This is a genomic window from Sphingosinicella sp. YJ22 (genome assembly GCF_011320075.1).
Lineage (GTDB): Bacteria > Pseudomonadota > Alphaproteobacteria > Sphingomonadales > Sphingomonadaceae > Allosphingosinicella.
Window position 1 is genome coordinate 27,501 of record NZ_JAANPA010000024.1, and the last position, 18,714, is coordinate 46,214.

The window sequence follows — 18,714 nt, forward strand, 5'->3', positions numbered from 1 at the left end:
CGCGCGCATGGACGGCGACGACATCTCCAGGCCCGAGCGATTCGAGAAGCAGGCCTCCTTCCTGAAGGCCAATCCGGACTTCGGCGTCGTCGGTACCCTCACCGTCAACATCGACGAGCACGGCCGCGAGAGCTGGCTCAACGCCGACCAGCCGACCGACTGGGACGGCTTTCGCGACGCGCTCAAGGACAAGCCGCTGCTCTGCCACCCCTCGGCGATGATTCGCACCGAGGTGGTGCGCGCCGTCGGCGGCTACCGCGCGGCGTTCAGGCATTGCGAGGATTACGATCTGTGGCTGCGCCTGTCCGAGCGCACCAAATTGTGCAGCCTGCCCGATCGGCTGCTCCTCTACCGCTATTCCGACAGCCAGGTCAGCGAGAAGCATATCTATGCCCAGGCGCTCGGCGCCGCGATCGCCTGGCTCGCCCATGTCGAGCGCGAGGCCGGGCGGCCCGATCCGATCGACGGGCTCGATTCGCTGCCGCCGGTCGACGAGCTCGATTCGCTGTTCGGCCGCGCCGGGGTGTCGCGCGAGGTGCGCGAGATCGTCGCTCCGCGCCTGGTCTACTCGCCGGTCGCGCTCAAGGGCGACGGCTACGACCTCGTCCTCGCTCACGCGCGCGAGGGGGCGCGCGCGGGAATGTGGAAGACCGCCGCGCGCCTCGTCCGATTCGGCGAACCGGTGCGCGCCGCGCGCCTCGCCGCCGCGCTGGCGACGCCATGACCGGGGCGTCGGGCGGCCGGGGCCAGTCGGCCAAGGGTCAGTCGGCCAGGGGTCAGTCGGTCCGCGGCGCGGCCTTGTGGTCGATGGCGGCGCAATATGCGTCCTTCGCCATCACCTTCATCGTCAGCGTCCTCATCTCCCGATTCTTCCTCGGCCCCGAGGAAGTCGGCCTGTTCTCGATCGCTCTCGCCGCGGCGATGCTGGTCTCGGTCCTCCAGGACTTCGGGATCACCCGCTACGTCGCCGGCGAGCCGGAGCTGGGCGAGGACAAGATCCGCGCCTGCTTCTCGGTCTCCCTGATCGTCGCCCTGGGAATCGGCCTCGTCATCCTCGCGCTCGCCTGGCCGGTCGCCCAATTCTACGGCGATTCGCGGCTGTTCCCGGTGATGGCGGTGATCGCCAGCTCCTATTGCCTGGTGCCGTTCGGGATCGTCCCGAGCGCCCTCCTCCAGCGCGATATGGATTTTCGACGTTTGTTCGTCGTCAATGTCGGCGCGGCGCTTGCCGGCGGCGGCACCGCGCTCGCCACTGCGGCGGCCGGCGAATCGGCGATGTCGCTCGCCTGGGGCACGGTCGCCCAGCAGGCCATGAAGGCGATTCTCGGCATGGCGCTCGCCGGCCACCGCCCGACCTGGCCGCTCACCACTTCGGGCATCCGGCCGATCCTCGGCTTCGGCACCGGCATGTCGGCGCTCTATGTCAGCGGCGCGATCGGCGTTCGCACCCCCGATCTTATCGTCGGCCGAATCGTCAGCATCGCCGCGACCGGCCTCTACAGCCGCGCCTCCTCGCTCGCCGCCCAGCTCGTCACTCTACTGACCGGCGCCGTCGGCGCCGTCTTCTACCCGGCCTTCGCGCGGCTTCGCGACCGCGGCGAGGATCTGGCGCCGCCTTATCTGCGGGTCGTGTCCGGCTATACCGCCGTGACCTGGCCGGCGATGGCCTTCCTCGCGGCCGCCGCTTTGCCGATGGTGCTGCTCCTTTATGGCGAGCGCTGGCAGGAGGTCGCCCCGCTGCTCGCGCTGATCGCCTTGTCCGAATTCTTCTTCACCGCGATTCCCTTGCAGATGGAGCTCCCCATCCTGCTCGGCCGGATGAAGCGGCTGCTCGTCCTCAACATCCTCGACACCGCGATCAGCATCGGCCTGCTCCTGCTCGGCGCGCTGTGGAGCCTCGAGGCCGCGGCAGCGTCGCGAATCGCCTACGGCTTCGCCTGGTGGTTCATCTACGCCTGGCTGCTGCGCGACCTGATCGGCCTCAAATGGCTGGCCTTGCTCGACGTCTACGTCCGCAGCCTCGCCGTTTCCGCCGCGGCGATCGCCCCCGTGCTCCTTGCCTACGTCTTTATAGCGCCGCCCGAATCCCTGCCCGTGACCTGGCTGTTGACCTCGGTCGGCACCGGCGCCCTGTGCTGGTTCGGCGCCTTGTTCGTGGTGCGCCATCCGGTCCGCGACGAGATCGCCGCCTTCATCGCCCACCTGCTCCCGGCGCGCGCCGCTCGAACAGCCACACCCTGATCGCGCTGGCGAGGTTGGGCGGGTCGGCCTGCTGGATGCGCTCCGCGTCGATCCGAGCGACCAGCGCGGAGAGCGGCACCCGCTCCTCGTCCGCCGCCGCCTTGAGCGCCTCCCAGAACACCGGCTCCAGGCTGATCGACGTGGCGTGCCCGGCAATCATGACGGAGCGCTTGACCGGACCCATCGCCTTCCCTCCCGCCAACGGCGGAATCATTTTCACGCGGAGACGCGGAGGCGCGGAGAAGGAAGAAGAGGACGCGGAGGCGCCTCGCTCACCATTTCCTCCGCGTCTCCGCGCCTCCGCGTGAACCAATTTATTCCCGCTGCGCGGGATCAATACATGTGCTGGCCGCCGTTGATGCTCAGCGTCGAGCCGGTGATGAAGCCGCCATTCTCGTCGCACAGGAAGGTGACTCCGCGCGCGATCTCCTCGGCGCGGCCGAGGCGGCCGACCGGGATTTTGGCGACGATCTTCTCGAGCACGTCGGCGGGCACCGCGGCGACCATGTCGGTGTCGATATAGCCCGGAGCGATCGCGTTGACCGTGATCCCGGCCCGCGCGCCTTCCTGCGCCAGCGCCTTGGTGAAGCCGTGGATGCCCGACTTGGCCGCGGCATAATTGACCTGGCCGTACTGGCCGGCCTGGCCGTTGATCGAGCCGATGTTCACGATGCGCCCATATTTGCGCTGGTTCATACCGTCCCACACCGCCTTGGCCATGTTGTAGCAGCCGCCGAGATTGGTATCGATCACCTCGTCCCAGGCCTTGCGGTCCATCCGCTTCATCGTGCCGTCGCGGGTGATTCCGGCATTGTTGACCACGATGTCGACGGGGCCGAGCTCGGCCTCGACCTGGGCGACACCGGCGACGCAGGCGTCATAGTCTGAGACGTCCCACTTATAGGCCTTGATGCCGGTGCGATCGGTGAAGGCGCGGGCGCGCTCGTCATTGCCGGCATAGTTTGCGGCGACGGTGACGCCCTGTGCCTTCAGCGCGAGGCTGATCGCCTCGCCGATTCCCCTGGTTCCGCCGGTGACGATCGCGACACGCGCCATTCTCTCTCTCCCACCTGTCTTATGAGTCGACCTCTATGGGCGAGACACCCAGCCTTCAAGTTCGGTTCCGATGACGGCGCGCAGCATGGCGATGCCGGTCGTCGTCGCGTTGAGGCAGGGCAGGTAGGCGAAGGCCTCGCCGCCCGCGGCCAGGAACTGCTCCTCGCCGCGGATCGCCAACTCCTCGAGAGTCTCGAGGCAATCGGCCGAGAAGCCCGGCGCGAGGATCGCCACCTTCTTCACGCCCTCGCCCGGCAGCCGGCCGAGCGCCGCGTCGGTATAAGGCTCCAGCCATTTCGCGCGGCCGAAGCGGGACTGGAACGTCACCCTCACCTCGCGGCCGAGCGCCTCGCTGAGGAGCCGGCCGGTCTTCTGGCAATGGCAATGATAGGGATCGCCGAGGCGAAGCGTGCGCTCCGGCATGCCGTGGAAGCTCGCGATCAGCGCGTCCGGCGTGAAGTCGAGATCGGCGAGCTGAGCTTCGACCGTCTCCTTCAGCGCAGCGATGTAGCGCGGGTCGTCATGATAAGGCGGAAGAGTGCGCACCGCCGGCTGCCAGCGCATCGCCATGAGCGATCGGAAGGCCTGGTCGTTGGCGGTCGCCGTCGTCGCCGCGCAATATTGCGGATAGAGCGGCGCGAGCAGGATGCGCTCGCAGCCCGCGTCCTTCAGCGCCTGCATCCGGTCGCCGATCGCCGGGCGGCCATAACGCATCGCCCAGTCGACCACGACGCCCGGTCCGAATGCATCCTTGAGCCCTTCGGCCTGCGCCTTGGTGATCGCGGCGAGCGGCGAGCCTTCCTCCGTCCAAACCTGCCGGTAGGCGTGGGCCGACTTCTTGGGCCGCGTGGTCAGCACGAAGCCGCGCAGGATCGGCTGCCACACCAGCGGCGGGATCTCGACCACCCGCCGGTCCGACAGGAACTCGGCGAGATAGGTCCGCACCGCCTTCGGCGTCGAATCCTCGGGCGTGCCGAGGTTGATCAGCAGCACGCCGACCTTGCGGTCCGGGATGGCGGGGTGGTCAGGCGGCATAGTCACAGTCTCAACACCCCCAACGTCATCCCAGCGAAAGCTGGGATCTCACTTCTTCTTCCCCGCATCCGCTCCAAGCCAGGGAGATTCCAGCTTTCGCTGGAATGACGGTCTCCCCTCATCCGCCACCTCCAATGCGAAGCGGCAGCCGCCTTACCGGCTCGCCGGTGAGAGAATGAAGCGCGTTGGCGATGGCCGGCGCCGCGGTCGGCACTGCGAGCTCGGTGACTCCGCCGGGCGCCTCGTCGCTCTCGATCAGCTCGACCGTGATCGCGGGCGAATTGGCCAGGGTCGGCAGACCCAGATCGCCGAGCGTCCGCGCCGTCGGCCGGCCGTTGGCATAATCGAGCTTCGGCCCGAGCGCCGCGGCGATTCCGTGGATGAGGCCGCCCTCGACCTGCTGCTTGACCAGCTCCGGATTGACCACGCGCCCGCAATCCACCGCGCACACGGCGCGAAGCACGCGGATCTGCTGATCCGCCCCGACTTCGATCTCGACCAGGGTGGCGATGCACGAGCCGAACGCCTGAAGCGCCGCCAGCCCCATCCCGCTTCCCGCCGGCCCGCCATCCCAGCCGCCGAGCGCGGTCGCGGTGGTGAGCGCTCGGGCGAGGCGCGGATTGTGCCCCAGCATCTGGATACGGAACGACAGGGGCTCCAGCCGGGCCGCCCGTGCCAGCTCGTCCACGAAGCTCTCGTTGAAGAAGGTGGTGTAGCTCAGCGCGTCCGATCGCCACGCCCCGGTCGGAACCCCGATGTCGGTCGGCACATGATCGATCGCGATCGCCGGGATCTGGTAGGGAGGCTGAGCGCCGGTCATCGCGCTGCGCTCGGCACCGAACAGCCGCGTGCTCAGCCCCGTCCGTTCCGCCACTTCGCCCCAGGCATTGGGCGCGGCGATGCGCGCGCGCCAGCCGGCGATGGTGCTGTTGGGCGCGATCCGCCCCTCCAGGAAGGCCATGGCCGGAGGCCGCGGCCGGTCGGCGCGGATGTCCTGGAGCCGCGACCAGGTCAGCTGGACCGGCCGCCCGCTATGATGCGCCATGACCGCCGCCTGGACGATCGCGTCCATCTCCAGCTTTCGGCCATATCCGCCGCCGGCCTGGACCGGATAGACCGTGACCTGCTCCTCGGCGAAGCCGACCGCCCCGGCGGCGGCGGCGCGGGCCAGCCCCGGTGCCTGGGTCGGCGCCCACACTTCCATGCGGCCGCCGGCAATTCGGACGGTCGCGGTCAGGGTCTCGGGCGGCGCGCTCGGCGCCGGCGCGGCCGCATAGCGCGCCGACGGCCCCTGGACGGCGAACGGCCCGGCAAGGTCGCCCGCCTCGAAAAAGGCTTCGGTCTCGCCGCGGTCGAGCGCGTTGCCGAGAGCGACCTCGATGCTGGTCGTGTCGGGCAGCCGGCCCGGCACCTCCCAGCGCGACGACAAAGCGGCGACGGCGCGGTCGGCTGCCCAGCTGTTGGTGGCGAGCGCACCGACCCAGCGCGGATTGGTGAGGACGATCTGCGCCTCGGGAATCGCCTCGGCCGCGGCCTGGTCGACGCTGAGCAGCCGGGCGCCGGGCGGGCCGCTCTCGACCGAGGCATAGATGAGGTCGGGGATGCGGATGTCGGCGGCGAACAGCGCCGAGCCGTCGACCTTGCCCGGCGCGTCCAGCCTCTCCTTGGGCAGGCCGGTGATGCGATGCTCGGTGCCGGCGCGAAACGGCAGCTCGGACGGGACCTCCTCGGTCGCCGCCGGCACCGCCAGCTCGCCGAACGGCAGCCGCTCCTGCCCGAACCAGACGAAATTGTCGTGGGTGTCGAGGGTCGCCCAGTCCGTCCCCCAGCGCCGCGCCGCGGCCATGCTGAGCAAGGCACGCGCCGCCGCGCCGGCCTCGCGCAGCCGCGGCTCGAAGGCGCGGACGGAGGTCGACCCGCCGGTGATCATCAGCGCCTCGCGGGTCGCGACTTCCTGGGCGGTCCAGCGGCCGACATCGGCGAGCAGCTCGGGGACGGCGCCGTCGGCGAGCTGCGCGGCGAGCAGCTGGTTGGCGTAGAGCGGGCTCAAGGGTGCCGGTTCCACCCCGACCATGCGCCAGTCGGCGCCGAGCTCGTCCGCAAGGATCTGCGGCAGCGCGGTGAACACCCCCTGGCCCATCTCGAGCTGCGGCACGACGACCGTGACGTGCCCGTCGGTGCCGATCTTGAGGAAGGCGTTGAGCAGGGTCTCGCCCTGCCGCGCCGCGACATTGGGCTCGTAATGGCGCGGCCACAAAGTCCAGGCGATCGCCAGCCCGACGCCGACGCCGCCGCCGACGAGCAGGGTGCGCCGGCTGATGCCCCGTCTCTCCCCCCGCGCCGGCCGCTTCGCTCTCGCCATCGTCACGTCTGATAGAGAGGCTTGAGTCTCGCCGCTAGAGGAGGCGCGGCCTTGATTCCGCCTCGCCGATTGGGCAGGTGCCGCGCATGGCAGCTCGAATCTTCCAGGAACAAAAGAACGCGATGCAGTCCGGCAAGGCCCGGGTGGGCCGCTGGATCCTCGAGTTCGAGAGCGGCTCCGCGCGCCGCGCCGACCCGTTGATGGGATGGGCCGGCGGCGCCGATACCCAGGAGCAGGTCCGCCTGACCTTCCCGAGCGTGGACGCGGCCAAGGCCTATGCCGACCGCTACGGCATCGACGCCCACGTCCTGCCGCCGGCGCAGAAGAAGCTCCACCTCCAGGCCTACGCCGACAATTTCAGGTAACTTGAAAATCCTCCCTGTCGCCGAAGGCGATGGGGAGGGGGACCGCCGAAGGCGGTGGAGGGGCTAGGCGCCGGCCGCTGCAATGATCCCGGTCGCAACGGCCTGCACGTCAGCCTTCACCTCTGTCGCAGGCACGCGCAGGACCCGAAAACCCTTCGCCACGAACCATGCGTTTCGCTCGATATCTCGAGCGGGATTATCGCCCATGTCGTGCGCGACTCCATCCACCTCAATGATCAGCTTGGCGGATGGGCAATAGAAGTCGGCGACGAATGGACCGATTGGATGCTGCCGGCGAAACTTCAGACCGCCCGGACGATTCCGCAGATATTGCCATAGTGCGATTTCAGGAGGCGTGAGCGCTCGGCGCAGCGAACGCGCCTTTTCGACGGTGGCCTTGCTCGTTGCCCGCATTGCCCCTCCACCGCCTTCGGCAGTCCCCCTCCCCATCCCTGCTCGCGCAGGGACAGGGAGGATTATTCTACTTCAACCATCCACCGCCCAGCATCAGCAGCAGCTTCACGTCCATCGCGCAGCCCTCGGCGCGCTTCGCCTCGACGAAGGCCGGCACCTCGGCGAGCGGGACGTGGTGGACGACGATGTCCTCGCCCTCGACTCCGCCGCCCTCGCCGACCCGGGTCAAACCGGTCGCCCGCAGCAGGGTGAAGCCTTCGGACGACATGCCGGGCGACGCATGGAAACGGCCGAGCACGTCCATATGATCGGCCCGGTAGCCGGTCTCTTCCTCCAGCTCGCGGATCGCCGCGGCCTCCGCCTCCTCCTCGGCGCCGTCGTCGCCGACCAGGCCGGCCGGCAATTCCAGGCATTGGCTGCGGATCGGCACGCGATATTGCTCGACCAGGATCACCTCGCCCTCGTGGACCGCAAGGATCACCGCGGCGCTGATGTTGCGGGTGCGGGAGACATATTCCCATTTGCCGCGGCGCTTGGCGGCGATGAAGCGCCCCTCCCAGACCACGTCCTCGGGCAAGTCCATATCGTCTCTCATAGCTCGATCAACCGGTCCGGAAGTTCGTTGGTGTCGGTGGTGGAACGCGGCAGATGCTCGGCGAGCACCGCGCCGACCTTCTCGACCGCGAGCGCCATGCCGTGGCCGACTCGGCCTTCGCCGATCTCGTCGACCATCGCCGCCATCGCCTCGCCCCATATTTCGCCGCTGACCTTCGAGGCGATCGCCTGATCGGCGACGATCTCGGCGCGCCGTTCGAGCAGCGACAGGTAGATGAGGATTCCGGTGCGGCCGGCGGTGCGGCCTTCGCAGGCGGCGCGGAAATGGGCGACCGCGCGGCCGCGCACCCGCCGCGCCTTCACTCCGCGCGGGGTCAGCGCCACCAGCAGCGGGCGGTGGAGGAGGATGGCCCGAACGAGGCCGAAGGCGATCAGCTGGAACAGCAGGATGGCGAGCATCAGCGCTCCGCGCTCCCATTCCGGGTTCCAGCCGAGGACGACGCCCGACGCCCAGTCGATCCAGCCCTGCGGCAGCAGCGCCAGCTTCGCCGGCACGACCAGCATCGCCGCGGCGGCATAGAGCGCGGCGACGTCACGATAGGGATCGGAGCAGGGGGCCACCAACGTGACGATCTCGCCGGACGTGCCGGCTTCCGCGGCCGCGATCGCGGCGCTGACCTCTTCATGGTCCTGGTCGCTCAGGGTCGGGCGCATCACCATCCTCCCGACGCTCCGCCGCCGCCGAACGAGCCGCCGCCGCCCGAGAAGCCGCCCCCTCCAAAGCCTCCGCCGCCACCGCCCCAGCTGCGCCCGCCGCCGCTCATGCCGCTGGCGAGGCCCCACAGGATGACCGGTCCGAGCCCGCCGCCGCGCCGGCGGTAATGGCGGCCGCGTCCCACGCCGACGCCGACCGCTGGCAACACCACGAAGAAGATGACGAACATCGCGATCAGCATCGGCCAGATCGAATCGCCGCCGCCGTCGCTGGCCTGCTCGCGCTGCCGCGCCGCCGCGGCCTCCAGCGCGCGCTGCTCGGCGGCCTCGGGCGGCGCCTGGAGCTGCTGGATCAGCGAGTCGGCGCCGGCGATGATTCCGCCCGGCATGTCGCCGGCGCGGAAGCGCGGCAGGATGGTGTCGCGGACGATCTGCCAGGCGAGCGCGTCGGTGACGATGCCTTCCAGCCCGTAGCCGACCTCGATCCGCACCTTCTTCTCGTTGGGCGCGACCAGCAGCAGGACGCCGTTATTCGCCTCGCCCTGACCGATGCGCCAGTGGCGGCCGAGCTGGTAGCCGTAATCGGCGATGTCATAGCCTTCGAGGTCGGCGACCGTCGCGACGACGAGCTGGCGGCCGTTCTGTCGCTCCAGCGCCTCGAGCCGCCGGGCCAGCTCCGCTTCCTGCTCCGGCGACAACAGGTTCGCCTGGTCGACCACGCGGCCGCTGAGCGCGGGGAAGTTCTGCGCCGCCGAGGGCAGCGCGATCAGCGCCGCCAGCGCGATCAGCAAGGCGCGCAACAGCGCCACGAACTTACTGGCTGTTGCCGGCGGCGGGGCGGTCGAAATTGACGGTCGGCGCGACCTCGGCTCCCGGAGTCACCGCCTGGTAGGGCACCATCGGCTGCGACCCGTAGATCACCCGAGCGCCGATCACGCTGGGGAAGGTGCGGATCTCGGTATTATAGCCGCGCACCGCCTCGTTATAGTCGCGGATGGCGACGTTGATGCGGTTCTCGGTGCCTTCCAGCTGCTGCATCAAGGTCGCGAAATTCTGCTGGCTCTGCAGGTTCGGATAAGCCTCCTGCAGCCGCTGCAGCGGGATGATCGCCGCCGACAGCCGGCTCTGCGCTTCCGAGAAGCGCTGCATCGCCGCCGGATCGGTGAGCTGGTCGGGCGTGACCGTGATTCGGGTCGCGTTGGCGCGCGCCTCGGTGACGCCCTGAAGGATCGCCTGCTCGGACGCCGCCGCAGCGCGGGTCGTCTCGACCAGGTTGGGGATGAGGTTGGCGCGGCGCTGGAAGCTCGCCTGGACGTCGGCCCACTTGGCCTTGGCCTGCTCCTCGGCGGTCGGGATCGAGTTGACCCCGCAGGCGGTGAGGAGAAGCAGGACCGGCGCGAAGGCCGCGAACAGGCGATAGCGGGTCATCTCACGCTCCTGTGTTATGGTCCCGCCTGATTAGGGCGGCCACCCGCCGTCCGCAACGGGGAGGGAAGCCATGCTGTCCGGGTTCAAGGCGTTCATCATGCGCGGCAACGTCGTCGATCTCGCGGTCGCGGTGATCATCGGCGCGGCCTTCACCGGGATCGTCACCTCGCTGACCGAGGACGTGATCATGCCGGTCATCGGCGCGGTGATCGGCGACGCCGACTTCTCGAGCTACTTCATCCTGCTGGGCGACATTCCCGCCAGTTACCGCGGCGATCCCAACAGCTATGCGGCCTTGAAGGAAGCCGGCGTGCCGATGATCGGCTACGGCACCCTGGTCAGCGCCGCGGTCCACTTCCTCATCGTCGCCTTCATCATCTACCTGGTCATCCAGCGGCTGAAGAAAACGATGCGGGAGAAGGAGGCAGCGACTCCGGCCGAGGCGGCCGAGATCGCCCTTCTCCGCGAGATTCGCGACGAGCTGCGCGCCGGCCGGGCGGCTCCGTCCACTTCACATTAAGGCGAAAACGCCTATATCTCTTCGTGCCGGGTTCGCCCGGCTATGGCGATAAACGCGTGCGTTCAATAGGCGCAGCGGACCCGGGGGCAGTACCCGGCGGCTCCACCACATGTCCCCGTGAAAGCGGGGATCTCTGATGGGGCCGAACCAGGATCGACGTGTGTTGAAAAGCGCGTGCTTTCGCTCGGAATGGGACCACCGTGACGGCCCATATACAAGTGCCAACGATAACGAGGCGCTCGCGATTGCCGCGTAACAAGGTCCTCACGGACTAAGTTACATTGGACAAAAGCGCGGTTCGGGCCGCACCGGGCAACAGAAGCGGATTCCAGCGGTACGGGGAGCACCGGGCAACAGAAGCTCCCCACTTCTCCCCCACAGAGACCGATCAGGCTGGGCTTGTCGAAGCATGTCCTGAGCGGCTGCTGCAAGCAGCCAGCCGAAGGGGCCCTGCCCTTCCTTTCCTTCTCGCGCTTGCCTATCGAAAAGGCCCGGGAGACGAACCTATGCGCCGATCCGCCATTCTTCTTCTTGCCCTTCTCGCCGCCGGCTGCGCCGACAACGGCAACGAGGCCGAGCCGCTCGCCAACGACGCAGGCGATCAGGCCGAGCGCATGGAGAATATGGCGCGCGATATCGCCGCCGAGGCCGAGAATCGGACGAGCGCGATCGAGCGCGCGCTCGAGAACGAGACCCAGGCGATCTTCGAGAGCCGCAACCAGCTGCTCAACCAGGCCGCCGGCAATGAAGCCGAGCCGGCCGAGCCGCCGGCCAATCCCAGCCGCTAGTTGGTGCCCCAGCCGCCGGACGCCGTCCCGCTGGCGCCGTTGCGGTGGCTGCGCGCCGCGGCGTTGGGATCGACCATCGGCCGCGCGGTCGCGTCGGGCCGGATCCGCTCGCCGCGATAGTCGCCCGGCCGGTTCGACCGCGACTGGATTCGCGAATTGCTGTGGCCCCAGCTCCGGCTGAGCACCGCGAAGCTGGTCAGCGGCTGGCCTTTTTCGACGTCTTGCACCAGCTCCGCCATGGTCTCGGCGAAGGCCATGTCGATGATCCCGTCGCCCATCGCCATGAACGCCATCGAGTCGCCGGGGCCGGCGTCGGCGAGCGAGGCGAGCGAGGCGAGCGCGGCCGCGTCGATGTCGATTTCGGCGGCGACGCGGGTCGCGGCGGGCCCTTCGGCGGCGAAGTCGATCTCCATCGTCGCGAGCGGCGCATTGTCGACGATGAACTCGATCCGGACTTCCTCGCCGGGGGTCTTGGTCACGCGTTGCTGGAGCCGCGCCGGCCAGCCGTCATGCGAGGGCAGCGCGGTGATCCCTTCCGGCCCCATCGCCGAGGCGAAGGCGGCGTAGACCGAGTCCGGCGCCTTGTTGACCGTGCCGACATAATCGTTCGGACCGGTGCCGACGCCATAATAGGCTGCGCCGCCCATCCCGCACATCGCCATGGTCCCGAACACCGCACCCTTCATGCTCGCCTCCCCGGAAATTGGGGGGCTTGTAGCGGCCGCGTGGTTAAGAACGCGCTGCCCGGCAGCGTTAACGGGCGCTGGTCATCCGGCGGGCGCGGAGCTGGCTCCGCGCCACGTCCGCCACAGGCCCATGGCGACGATCGCGAGCCCCGCCACCGAGGACAGGACGAGTAAGGCCGAGCGCAGCGCCGGGCCGGGGCCCCACAGCAGGCCGAAGGTGGCGGCGGCCCACAGGCAGGCGAGCGCGGGCAGCCAGGCGCCATAGTCGCGCACTCGGAACGGGTGGACGAAATGGATCGGCGCGAAGGTGAGCAGGACGAAGGCGGAGACGACCGCAGCGGCGACGGTCCCGCCGACACCGGCGGCGAAGAGGTAGAGCGCGACGACGTTCCACAAGGCCGGAAAGCCGCGGAAATAGGAATCCGCCGTCTTCATGTCGCGCCGGGCGAAGACGTAGAGCGCCGAGACCTGGATCAGCGCGGCGAGCGGCAGCGCCAGCCCGGCGGGCAGCAGCCCCGCCTCCAGCATGAAGATCGTCGGCACGAACACATAGTTGAGATAGTCGATGACGAGATCGAGCACGTCGCCGTCGATGCGCGCCGCGAAGGTCTTCACATGCGCGGCGCGGGCGAGGCTGCCGTCCACTCCGTCGACGATCAGGGCGGCGAGAAGCCACAGCATCGCCTCGGTCCAGCGATGCCCCTGGATGGCGAACAGAGCGAGCAGCGCCAGGACCGCGCCGCTCGCTGTGAAGGCGTGGACGGCCCATGCCGCCGCGCGCCGGACTGGAGTGGCCGCAGGCCCTTCGTCACCCATGGCTCAGAACAACGAGAGCGAAATGATCATCGTTCCGAAAATGAGCCATTTCGCTGCCGAAACCTAGACGCGGTTGCGACGTTGCAGCGATCGTGACCAGCGTACCCTCCAGCGAGAAGCTCCTGTCCGACCTCCACCGCCATTGCTGGCGGGTGGCCCGCGCGCACCGCGCTTCTCTCATCGTCGACGCGGCCGACTATTTCCGCCTCGCCCGCAAGGCGATGTGCGGAGCGCAGAAGCAGATCCTCCTGGTCGGCTGGGACTTCGACACCCGAATCTGCCTCGATTACGAGGCCGACGACGGCGCCCCGACCGAGCTCGGCGCCTTTATCTCCTGGCTCACCAAGGAGCGGCCCGGGCTCGAGATCTACATCCTCAAATGGGATGTCGGCGCGATCCAGCTGCTCGCCCGCGGCACCACCGTGCTGCGCGTCGCGCGTTGGGTGAGGAACCCCAACGTCCATTTCAAGCTCGACGGCGCCCACGCCGCCGGCGCCAGCCATCACCAGAAGATCGTCGTCATCGACGACGCCCTCGCTTTCTGCGGCGGCATCGACATGACCGGCGACCGCTGGGACACGCGCGGCCATTGCGACGAGGACGAGCACCGCAAGCGGCCGACGACCCACCGGCGCTACGATCCGTGGCACGACGCGACGATGGCAGTCGACGGCAAGGTCGCCGAAGCGCTCGGGGCGCTCGCCCGCGACCGCTGGAAGGCCGCCGGCGGCGAGCCGATCGATCCGCCGCAGTCCGCCAACCGCCCCTGGCCCGACGGCCTGGAACCGCACTTCCGCGACGTCGACATCGCCATCGCCCGCACCCGCTCCGAATATGGCGAGCAGAAGTCGGTGCGCGAGATCGAGGACCTGTTCGTCGAGATGATCAAGGGCGCGAAGCGCTTCATCTATGCCGAGAACCAGTATTTCGCGTCGCGGGTCATCGCGGAGGCGATCGTCGAGCGCCTCAAGGAGCCGGACCCGCCCGAGTTCGTCATCGTCAATCCGCGCACCGGCTCCGGCTGGCTGGACGACGAGGTGATGAGCCCCGCCAGGGCCGAGCTGATGGAGCTCATCGGCGAGCATGACCGCCACGGCCGCTTTCGAATCTATTCCCCGGTGACCGAGGGCGGCGAGGACATCTACGTCCATTCCAAGATCATGATCGTCGACGACCGCCAGTTGCGGGTCGGCTCGGCCAACCTCAACAACCGGTCGATGGGCTTCGACAGCGAATGCGACCTGATGATCGACGCCGGCCTGCCTTCGAACGCCGAGGCCGGCGACACCATCGCCATGCTTCGCTCGGACCTCCTCGCCGAACATCTCGGCAAGACCGCCGAGGCCGTCGCCGCGGCATTCGCCGAGACCGGCTCGCTGATCCGCGCCATCGATCGCTTGCGCGGCGACACCGGCCGCCGGCTGGTTCCGCTGGAGCCGAAGACGCCGAACAAGGTCGAGCGCGCCGTGGTCGAGAAAGAGCTGCTTGACCCGGAGAGCGCGAACGGGGAATTCGAGCCGATCGCCCGCCCCGGCCTGCTCGCCCGAGCGCGGCGGCGCGGCGAGAGGGGAAGCCGCCGTCGATGACCAGGATCGCCCTGCCTCTGCTGCTCGTCGCCAGCCTCGCGCTTAGCGGCTGCGCCGCGAGCATCGCCGCCGGAGTGGTCGGAGCCGCGGTCCGCGCCGCCAGCCCGTCGCCGCGCGAAGTCGCCTACAGCGCCGACCTGCTCGCCGCCGCGCGCGAGGCGTGCCGGGCGCGCGCCGCCCAGCATGGCGCCGTCCACATCATCGATGCCGAGCAGGGCCGCGGCGGCAGGGTCACCGTGTGGGGCACCGTCCAGGACGGCGGCGAAAGGCGCGGCTTCACCTGCGCCTATAACGGCAGCGTCTCGGGCTTCAGGCTGCGCGCCATTCCGTCCCGGTAGCAAGCCAGAGCCGCGGGCCGCGATCCGCGCGGTCTCCGGCGTCGGCACGGTCCGCGCCGAACATGCGGTTGATCGTCTCCCTGAGCCGGCTCGGCGCCACCGGCTTGGTGAGATATTCGTCGACGCCCAGCGCCATGGCTTCGCGCACCAGCTCGCGGTCGTCCGATCCGCTGAGCATGATGAAGCGGGTGTCGCGCGTCGCGGGATTGTCGCGAACGCATTTCAGCAGCTCGAGGCCATCCGGGCCGCCCAGCTGATAGTCGGAAATGATCAGGTCGAACCGCTCGGTGCGCAGCGCCGCGAGCGCCTCCTCGGCATTCGCCTTGAGGCGGACGTTGGGGATGCCCAGGCGGGTGAGGCAGCGGTGGATCAGCATCCGCATGCCCTCATAATCCTCGACGACCATTACCTTGATTTCAGATGCTTCCGCCATCCCACTCTCCCGCGTGCCGCAATCGGAGTTTCGGTCAGGTAAGCCGCCGATCTTCACATTGATCAGCCCCGAACACATGCCAACCATCTGAAATTCTAAAGGTTTCTCGGAAAGAGGGTTAACGCCGAAGCGAGGCGCGCAGCGACTGAGCGCGAAGCGCGCAAGGAGCAGCGCGCCGGTGCCGCAAGCGAAGCAAGCGGCACGCGAAGGGCCGGCCAGCCTGCGCCTGAAAGGCGACAGGACTGACGTCACGGGATTCACTCCCGTGACGGCCCTACCCGAAGCGCAGCGAGCAGCACGCCGGTGCCGCCGCCGAAGGCCAGCGGGCCGCCCTACCCCTCGCCCCCACATCACCCCCGCCACCCCCGCGCCCGCGCCTTCTCCATCACCGCCACCTTGCGCAGCACCTCCGCCCGCACCTCCTCGATATCCGGCTCGTTGACCGGCAGCCGCCCTGGCCGCCCGCCGGTCCCCCACAGCCGCCGCTGGTGCAGCCGAAGCGCCTGGATCGCCTGGTCGAAGGTCATGTCCGGGATCGGCAGGCTGAGATCGGGGGGAGCGTCGGAGAAGATGTTCTTGGCCGTCTCGATGATCGCCAGGTCGAGCTTCAGGGCGCCGGTCTCGAGCGCCTCGTCCCACTGCCGCGCGAAGGCGGGCCAGCGATTGCGGTGGGCGTAGGCCGACGCCGGGGTCAGCCCCACCTCGGCGCAGGCCGCCTTGACGTTGCACGTCGCCGCGAGCGCCTCGAGAAAGCGCCGCTCGGCCCGCCCAGTCCATTGCTTGAGCCGGGCCCGAGCCACCTGCACCCGCCGCCCGGTCTCCTGTCCTGAGCGTGTCGAAGGGCGGGACCCACCGGTGCCTCTGACGACCAGCTCCTCCCCGCCAGCAAACCCCCAGCCGGAGGGCGGCCGCCGCGCGCCATGCCCGCCCAGCCTGTCCCGAGCCTCCGCGACGGCCGCCCGGCACGCCGAGTCGAACCCGGCATCGGTGGAGCGATGCAACCGCACCCACGACCGCGACACCTTCACGCGTTCGGCCGACACGGTGATGTTGCCGGTCTCGGCGAGCGCCTTGAGGAAGGCCGCCCTGCGCGCCGCGCTGAACTTTGCGCTCATCGAACCACCCTCGTCCGCTCATCCTGAGCCTGTCGGAGGACGCCCTTTCTTGCCTGCACGTGATTTCGCCTCCCGCTCCTCGGAGGCAATTCAGATATGGCAAACCGAGGGCTGTAGGAAAGTGCGCCTACGGAAACACAGGGGTGGTATATACTGTTGACCTTTATACCACCCCCTCGTAATATCGTGTCCGAGCCACGTGGGCTCAACGAGCCTTTGCCTGACAGAAGTTCGGCGAAAGCTCGGTTTCCCAACGGGAGATGAAAAATGCAGAATGTCCACCTGAACACCACCGCAATGGCGACCGCGCTGGCCGCTGCGGACGGGATTGTTAAGGCCGCTGCCGAAATCGCGCAGCACAGCGCCACCCTCGCCAAGGTGTTTGCTGAAGCTCTTGCGCATCCGTCCTCACAGGCGCCCACCGTCACACCGATCGCCAAGACGAAGCCTACTTTGGATCAGTGCCGAGAGGCTCAGAACAAGATTGGCGTGAACCTGTCTCCGCGTGGTGTCGAGATTATCTATCGGCTGTTCGATCATGACTCGAGCGTCCGCGCGGCTTCCATTTCGATGGGCATCTCTCACCGCGCTGCGAAGTGGCGCAAGAACGCATGGTTGAAGGCGGGCGGCAAAGCACGTCCAACGGTCATCCTCGATATCGACTGATTGACGAGAGAAAGCCGGGCTTCCGCCCGGCTTTCTTTTTGAGGAGGCTAGAAGCGAAGCCGGGGGCATTTAGAGGTAAGCAGCAACTAGCCAGTTTCGAACCGGCGTATAAACGGGTTGAGCTTCGGCGGCGCTCACCGAAGGTAGGCCCAAGAACACGTGTTTGGATATACGAGAAGGCCCCTACGGCCTCGGTTCGCGCCCTAGCCATTTTGGACCGGGTTCATCAACTTCCACCCGCCGAATTATGGGCTCGGCACGAAACCGAACTGGGCCTCACTGCTGCGGAATTCTACTCCTACGTCGGATCGGCGGAGACGGCTTCGGCACTGGTCTTAGACCACGTGCATCATCTTCGAAGCCCGGTAGCGCTGAACACTCTCAGGGGAGTTTCGACAGGGTTCCACCCGCCGCAATTCTATCTGAAACTACAACGGTCAGGGGCTGTCGCAAGGCGACTAGCTCAAGAGGTCACATGCTCGTGTGGCGACTGCCTTAGCTAGCCCGGCCGTTCCTCCCACGATCCGCCCCCGCAGGCCGCAGCACGACGAAAAAGGCCCCGCGATCACTCGCGGGGCCTTCTCTGTTTCGGCCTTGAAAGGCTGATTGCTAGTCGCGATCCCCCGTCAGGAACGCCGGCGCGAACTCGGGCGCGGGGCCGTCGTCGTTGCCGCCGACAGCCTGTCCTGAGCCTGTCGAAGGGCGGTCACGGCAGGGACGGGGCGCGCGCCACCCCGTCACTCCGGAAAGAGGATGCCGGAATAGTCCATTGCGCCGTGGAGGATGTGAAGCACGACCACCTCGTCAGGCTCGGCCCGATAGAAGATCAGGTAGTTGCCGTGGACACGGTGCCGGACGCCCCGATCCTCGTACCGCGGCACCAGGGCAAAGCGCTCCGGGAATTCGGCCAGGCCGAGGCAGGCGCCCCGCAATTCCCCGACGAACCTGACCGCCCGCTCCCAGTCGTCGGCGACGATCCAGTCGCCTATCGTCTCGAGGTCCCGCTCGGCCTCGGCCGTCAGGCGGACCCTCATTCCCCGCCGCGCGCCATCGCCCGGTATTTCCGCTCGAGCCGGTCGAACACCTCTTCGGCTGGCTTGGTGCGGCCGGCGTCGGCATCGGCAAGGCCGCGCGCAATCGACGCATCGAGCGCGGCAAGACGGCGCTCTCGCTCCTGGATCAGGCGCACGCCTTCGCGAAGCACCTCGCTCTTGGAATTGTAGCGGCCCTTCTCGACAAGGTCGGCGACAAAAGATTCAAGCTGCCCGAGATCGGCACTGATCATACGGCCTCCGTTGCTGCTGCTCCTATAGAGCTTTTATGAACTATTATCAAACGCGCGGGGCTAGCCGCAGCAGCAAAAAGGCCCCGCGATCGCTCGCGGGGCCTTCTCTGTTTCGGCCTTGTAGGGCTGAAATCTTAGTCGCGGTCTCCGGTCAGGAAGGCCGGCGCGAACTCGGGCGCGGGGCCGTCGTCGTTGCCGCCGCCGTCGCGGTCACGGCGCGGACGGTCGCCGCCCTCGCCACGGGGACCACGGTCGCCGCCGCCACGGGGGCCACGTTCGCGGTCGCCGCCACCGCCGCCACGGCCGCCGCG

General features: G+C 68.4%; 23 protein-coding genes and 1 other RNA gene (1 of these 24 cut by a window edge). 9 read left to right on the forward strand and 15 right to left on the reverse strand.

What is annotated here, in order from left to right; all coding sequences use genetic code 11:
* Together G7B71_RS09730 and G7B71_RS09735 are read left to right on the forward strand one after the other, a co-directional pair.
* On the forward strand, nucleotides 1–724 hold the 3' portion of the coding sequence (locus G7B71_RS09730) for a glycosyltransferase (protein WP_207774764.1). Its footprint begins 272 nt before the window's first position; only the last 724 of its 996 coding nucleotides appear in the window; its start codon lies beyond the left edge, outside the window; its stop codon occupies nucleotides 722–724.
* Complete coding sequence (locus G7B71_RS09735; protein WP_166040312.1) at nucleotides 721–2,241, forward strand: oligosaccharide flippase family protein; 1,521 nt, start codon at nucleotides 721–723, stop codon at nucleotides 2,239–2,241. The genes G7B71_RS09730 and G7B71_RS09735 overlap by 4 nt, the downstream gene beginning before the upstream one ends.
* Here G7B71_RS09735 and G7B71_RS09740 read toward each other — a convergent pair.
* The 4 genes from G7B71_RS09740 to G7B71_RS09755 all read right to left on the reverse strand — a co-directional run bounded on the left by G7B71_RS09740 (nucleotide 2,192) and on the right by G7B71_RS09755 (nucleotide 6,694).
* Nucleotides 2,192–2,425, reverse strand: coding sequence for a ribbon-helix-helix domain-containing protein (locus G7B71_RS09740; RefSeq protein WP_243406190.1), 234 nt, complete (start codon nucleotides 2,423–2,425; stop codon nucleotides 2,192–2,194). The genes G7B71_RS09735 and G7B71_RS09740 overlap by 50 nt on opposite strands.
* A gap of 149 nt (nucleotides 2,426–2,574) precedes the next feature.
* Nucleotides 2,575–3,297: an acetoacetyl-CoA reductase gene (gene phbB / locus G7B71_RS09745; protein ID WP_166040314.1), complete on the reverse strand. Its 723-nt coding sequence runs from the start codon at nucleotides 3,295–3,297 to the stop codon at nucleotides 2,575–2,577.
* 33 nt (nucleotides 3,298–3,330) lie between these two features.
* A complete protein-coding gene (gene hemH / locus G7B71_RS09750; protein WP_166040316.1) occupies nucleotides 3,331–4,338 on the reverse strand; it encodes a ferrochelatase in 1,008 nt (335 codons plus the stop codon).
* A 112-nt stretch (nucleotides 4,339–4,450) separates the two neighbouring features.
* Nucleotides 4,451–6,694 (reverse strand): molybdopterin cofactor-binding domain-containing protein, encoded by a 2,244-nt coding sequence (locus G7B71_RS09755; RefSeq protein ID WP_166040318.1) that lies wholly within the window; start codon nucleotides 6,692–6,694, stop codon nucleotides 4,451–4,453.
* An 86-nt stretch (nucleotides 6,695–6,780) separates the two neighbouring features.
* On the opposite strand from G7B71_RS09755, the gene G7B71_RS09760 reads away from it, so the two are divergent.
* A complete protein-coding gene (locus G7B71_RS09760) occupies nucleotides 6,781–7,059 on the forward strand; it encodes an ETC complex I subunit (protein WP_166040320.1) in 279 nt (92 codons plus the stop codon).
* 63 nt (nucleotides 7,060–7,122) lie between these two features.
* Here the strand turns inward: G7B71_RS09760 and G7B71_RS09765 are convergent, their stop codons facing one another.
* From G7B71_RS09765 to G7B71_RS09785, 5 genes are all read right to left on the reverse strand, one after another.
* Nucleotides 7,123–7,473: an endonuclease domain-containing protein gene (locus G7B71_RS09765; protein ID WP_166040323.1), complete on the reverse strand. Its 351-nt coding sequence runs from the start codon at nucleotides 7,471–7,473 to the stop codon at nucleotides 7,123–7,125.
* 67 nt (nucleotides 7,474–7,540) lie between these two features.
* Complete coding sequence (locus G7B71_RS09770) at nucleotides 7,541–8,056, reverse strand: NUDIX hydrolase (RefSeq protein ID WP_166040325.1); 516 nt, start codon at nucleotides 8,054–8,056, stop codon at nucleotides 7,541–7,543.
* Nucleotides 8,057–8,064: 8 nt separating this feature from the next.
* Entirely contained in the window at nucleotides 8,065–8,742 is a 678-nt protein-coding gene (locus G7B71_RS09775) for a hypothetical protein (RefSeq protein ID WP_166040327.1), read from the reverse strand.
* Nucleotides 8,742–9,545, reverse strand: coding sequence for a TPM domain-containing protein (locus G7B71_RS09780; RefSeq protein WP_166040359.1), 804 nt, complete (start codon nucleotides 9,543–9,545; stop codon nucleotides 8,742–8,744). The genes G7B71_RS09775 and G7B71_RS09780 overlap by 1 nt, the downstream gene beginning before the upstream one ends.
* A 10-nt stretch (nucleotides 9,546–9,555) precedes the next feature.
* Nucleotides 9,556–10,170, reverse strand: coding sequence for a LemA family protein (locus G7B71_RS09785; RefSeq protein WP_166040329.1), 615 nt, complete (start codon nucleotides 10,168–10,170; stop codon nucleotides 9,556–9,558).
* Between the two features lie 70 nt (nucleotides 10,171–10,240).
* Between G7B71_RS09785 and mscL the strand changes: the two genes are divergently transcribed.
* The 3 genes from mscL (at nucleotide 10,241) to G7B71_RS09800 (ending at nucleotide 11,478) form a co-directional block, all read left to right on the forward strand.
* A complete protein-coding gene (gene mscL, locus G7B71_RS09790; RefSeq protein WP_166040332.1) occupies nucleotides 10,241–10,690 on the forward strand; it encodes a large conductance mechanosensitive channel protein MscL in 450 nt (149 codons plus the stop codon).
* Nucleotides 10,677–11,021: a transfer-messenger RNA gene (ssrA, locus tag G7B71_RS09795) on the forward strand. The genes mscL and ssrA overlap by 14 nt, the downstream gene beginning before the upstream one ends.
* Before the next feature lie 175 nt (nucleotides 11,022–11,196).
* A complete protein-coding gene (locus G7B71_RS09800; protein ID WP_166040334.1) occupies nucleotides 11,197–11,478 on the forward strand; it encodes a hypothetical protein in 282 nt (93 codons plus the stop codon).
* On the opposite strand, the gene G7B71_RS09805 is transcribed toward G7B71_RS09800, so the two are convergent.
* Both G7B71_RS09805 and G7B71_RS09810 read right to left on the reverse strand, forming a co-directional pair.
* Nucleotides 11,475–12,164, reverse strand: a complete 690-nt coding sequence (locus tag G7B71_RS09805) for a hypothetical protein (RefSeq protein WP_166040336.1) — start codon at nucleotides 12,162–12,164, stop codon at nucleotides 11,475–11,477. The genes G7B71_RS09800 and G7B71_RS09805 overlap by 4 nt on opposite strands.
* Before the next feature lie 81 nt (nucleotides 12,165–12,245).
* Nucleotides 12,246–12,980: a CDP-alcohol phosphatidyltransferase family protein gene (locus tag G7B71_RS09810; protein ID WP_166040339.1), complete on the reverse strand. Its 735-nt coding sequence runs from the start codon at nucleotides 12,978–12,980 to the stop codon at nucleotides 12,246–12,248.
* Nucleotides 12,981–13,072: 92 nt separating this feature from the next.
* Between G7B71_RS09810 and G7B71_RS09815 the strand changes: the two genes are divergently transcribed.
* A complete protein-coding gene (locus tag G7B71_RS09815; RefSeq protein ID WP_243406191.1) occupies nucleotides 13,073–14,566 on the forward strand; it encodes a phospholipase D-like domain-containing protein in 1,494 nt (497 codons plus the stop codon).
* Complete coding sequence (locus tag G7B71_RS09820; RefSeq protein WP_166040341.1) at nucleotides 14,563–14,904, forward strand: hypothetical protein; 342 nt, start codon at nucleotides 14,563–14,565, stop codon at nucleotides 14,902–14,904. The genes G7B71_RS09815 and G7B71_RS09820 overlap by 4 nt, the downstream gene beginning before the upstream one ends.
* Here the strand turns inward: G7B71_RS09820 and G7B71_RS09825 are convergent.
* Both G7B71_RS09825 and G7B71_RS09830 read right to left on the reverse strand, forming a co-directional pair.
* Nucleotides 14,876–15,337 (reverse strand): response regulator, encoded by a 462-nt coding sequence (locus tag G7B71_RS09825; protein ID WP_207774765.1) that lies wholly within the window; start codon nucleotides 15,335–15,337, stop codon nucleotides 14,876–14,878. The two genes, G7B71_RS09820 and G7B71_RS09825, sit on opposite strands and share 29 nt — an antisense overlap.
* Nucleotides 15,338–15,687: 350 nt before the next feature.
* Nucleotides 15,688–16,452, reverse strand: a complete 765-nt coding sequence (locus G7B71_RS09830) for a hypothetical protein (protein ID WP_166040343.1) — start codon at nucleotides 16,450–16,452, stop codon at nucleotides 15,688–15,690.
* 267 nt (nucleotides 16,453–16,719) lie between these two features.
* Between G7B71_RS09830 and G7B71_RS09835 the strand changes: the two genes are divergently transcribed.
* Nucleotides 16,720–17,118: a hypothetical protein gene (locus G7B71_RS09835; RefSeq protein ID WP_166040345.1), complete on the forward strand. Its 399-nt coding sequence runs from the start codon at nucleotides 16,720–16,722 to the stop codon at nucleotides 17,116–17,118.
* 737 nt (nucleotides 17,119–17,855) lie between these two features.
* On the opposite strand, the gene G7B71_RS09840 is transcribed toward G7B71_RS09835, so the two are convergent.
* On the reverse strand, nucleotides 17,856–18,152 hold the full coding sequence (locus tag G7B71_RS09840) for a type II toxin-antitoxin system RelE/ParE family toxin (protein WP_166040347.1): 297 nt from the start codon (nucleotides 18,150–18,152) through the stop codon (nucleotides 17,856–17,858).
* A complete protein-coding gene (locus G7B71_RS09845) occupies nucleotides 18,149–18,403 on the reverse strand; it encodes a type II toxin-antitoxin system ParD family antitoxin (protein ID WP_166040349.1) in 255 nt (84 codons plus the stop codon). The genes G7B71_RS09840 and G7B71_RS09845 overlap by 4 nt, the downstream gene beginning before the upstream one ends.
* Nucleotides 18,404–18,714: the final 311 nt, after the last annotated feature.

Coding starts and splice junctions, on each gene's coding strand:
- G7B71_RS09755 (WP_166040318.1), bottom strand. CDS start 6,694: ATGGCGAGAGCGAAGCGGCCGGCGCGGGGGGAGAGACGGGGCATCAGC.
- G7B71_RS09800 (WP_166040334.1), top strand. CDS start 11,197: ATGCGCCGATCCGCCATTCTTCTTCTTGCCCTTCTCGCCGCCGGCTGC.
- G7B71_RS09810 (WP_166040339.1), bottom strand. CDS start 12,980: ATGGGTGACGAAGGGCCTGCGGCCACTCCAGTCCGGCGCGCGGCGGCA.
- G7B71_RS09825 (WP_207774765.1), bottom strand. CDS start 15,337: ATGGCGGAAGCATCTGAAATCAAGGTAATGGTCGTCGAGGATTATGAG.
- G7B71_RS09735 (WP_166040312.1), top strand. CDS start 721: ATGACCGGGGCGTCGGGCGGCCGGGGCCAGTCGGCCAAGGGTCAGTCG.
- G7B71_RS09760 (WP_166040320.1), top strand. CDS start 6,781: ATGGCAGCTCGAATCTTCCAGGAACAAAAGAACGCGATGCAGTCCGGC.
- G7B71_RS09840 (WP_166040347.1), bottom strand. CDS start 18,152: ATGAGGGTCCGCCTGACGGCCGAGGCCGAGCGGGACCTCGAGACGATA.
- mscL (WP_166040332.1), top strand. CDS start 10,241: ATGCTGTCCGGGTTCAAGGCGTTCATCATGCGCGGCAACGTCGTCGAT.
- phbB (WP_166040314.1), bottom strand. CDS start 3,297: ATGGCGCGTGTCGCGATCGTCACCGGCGGAACCAGGGGAATCGGCGAG.
- G7B71_RS09805 (WP_166040336.1), bottom strand. CDS start 12,164: ATGAAGGGTGCGGTGTTCGGGACCATGGCGATGTGCGGGATGGGCGGC.
- G7B71_RS09830 (WP_166040343.1), bottom strand. CDS start 16,452: ATGAGCGCAAAGTTCAGCGCGGCGCGCAGGGCGGCCTTCCTCAAGGCG.
- G7B71_RS09775 (WP_166040327.1), bottom strand. CDS start 8,742: ATGCGCCCGACCCTGAGCGACCAGGACCATGAAGAGGTCAGCGCCGCG.
- G7B71_RS09835 (WP_166040345.1), top strand. CDS start 16,720: ATGCAGAATGTCCACCTGAACACCACCGCAATGGCGACCGCGCTGGCC.
- G7B71_RS09785 (WP_166040329.1), bottom strand. CDS start 10,170: ATGACCCGCTATCGCCTGTTCGCGGCCTTCGCGCCGGTCCTGCTTCTC.
- G7B71_RS09770 (WP_166040325.1), bottom strand. CDS start 8,056: ATGGACTTGCCCGAGGACGTGGTCTGGGAGGGGCGCTTCATCGCCGCC.
- G7B71_RS09820 (WP_166040341.1), top strand. CDS start 14,563: ATGACCAGGATCGCCCTGCCTCTGCTGCTCGTCGCCAGCCTCGCGCTT.
- G7B71_RS09845 (WP_166040349.1), bottom strand. CDS start 18,403: ATGATCAGTGCCGATCTCGGGCAGCTTGAATCTTTTGTCGCCGACCTT.
- G7B71_RS09740 (WP_243406190.1), bottom strand. CDS start 2,425: ATGGGTCCGGTCAAGCGCTCCGTCATGATTGCCGGGCACGCCACGTCG.
- G7B71_RS09765 (WP_166040323.1), bottom strand. CDS start 7,473: ATGCGGGCAACGAGCAAGGCCACCGTCGAAAAGGCGCGTTCGCTGCGC.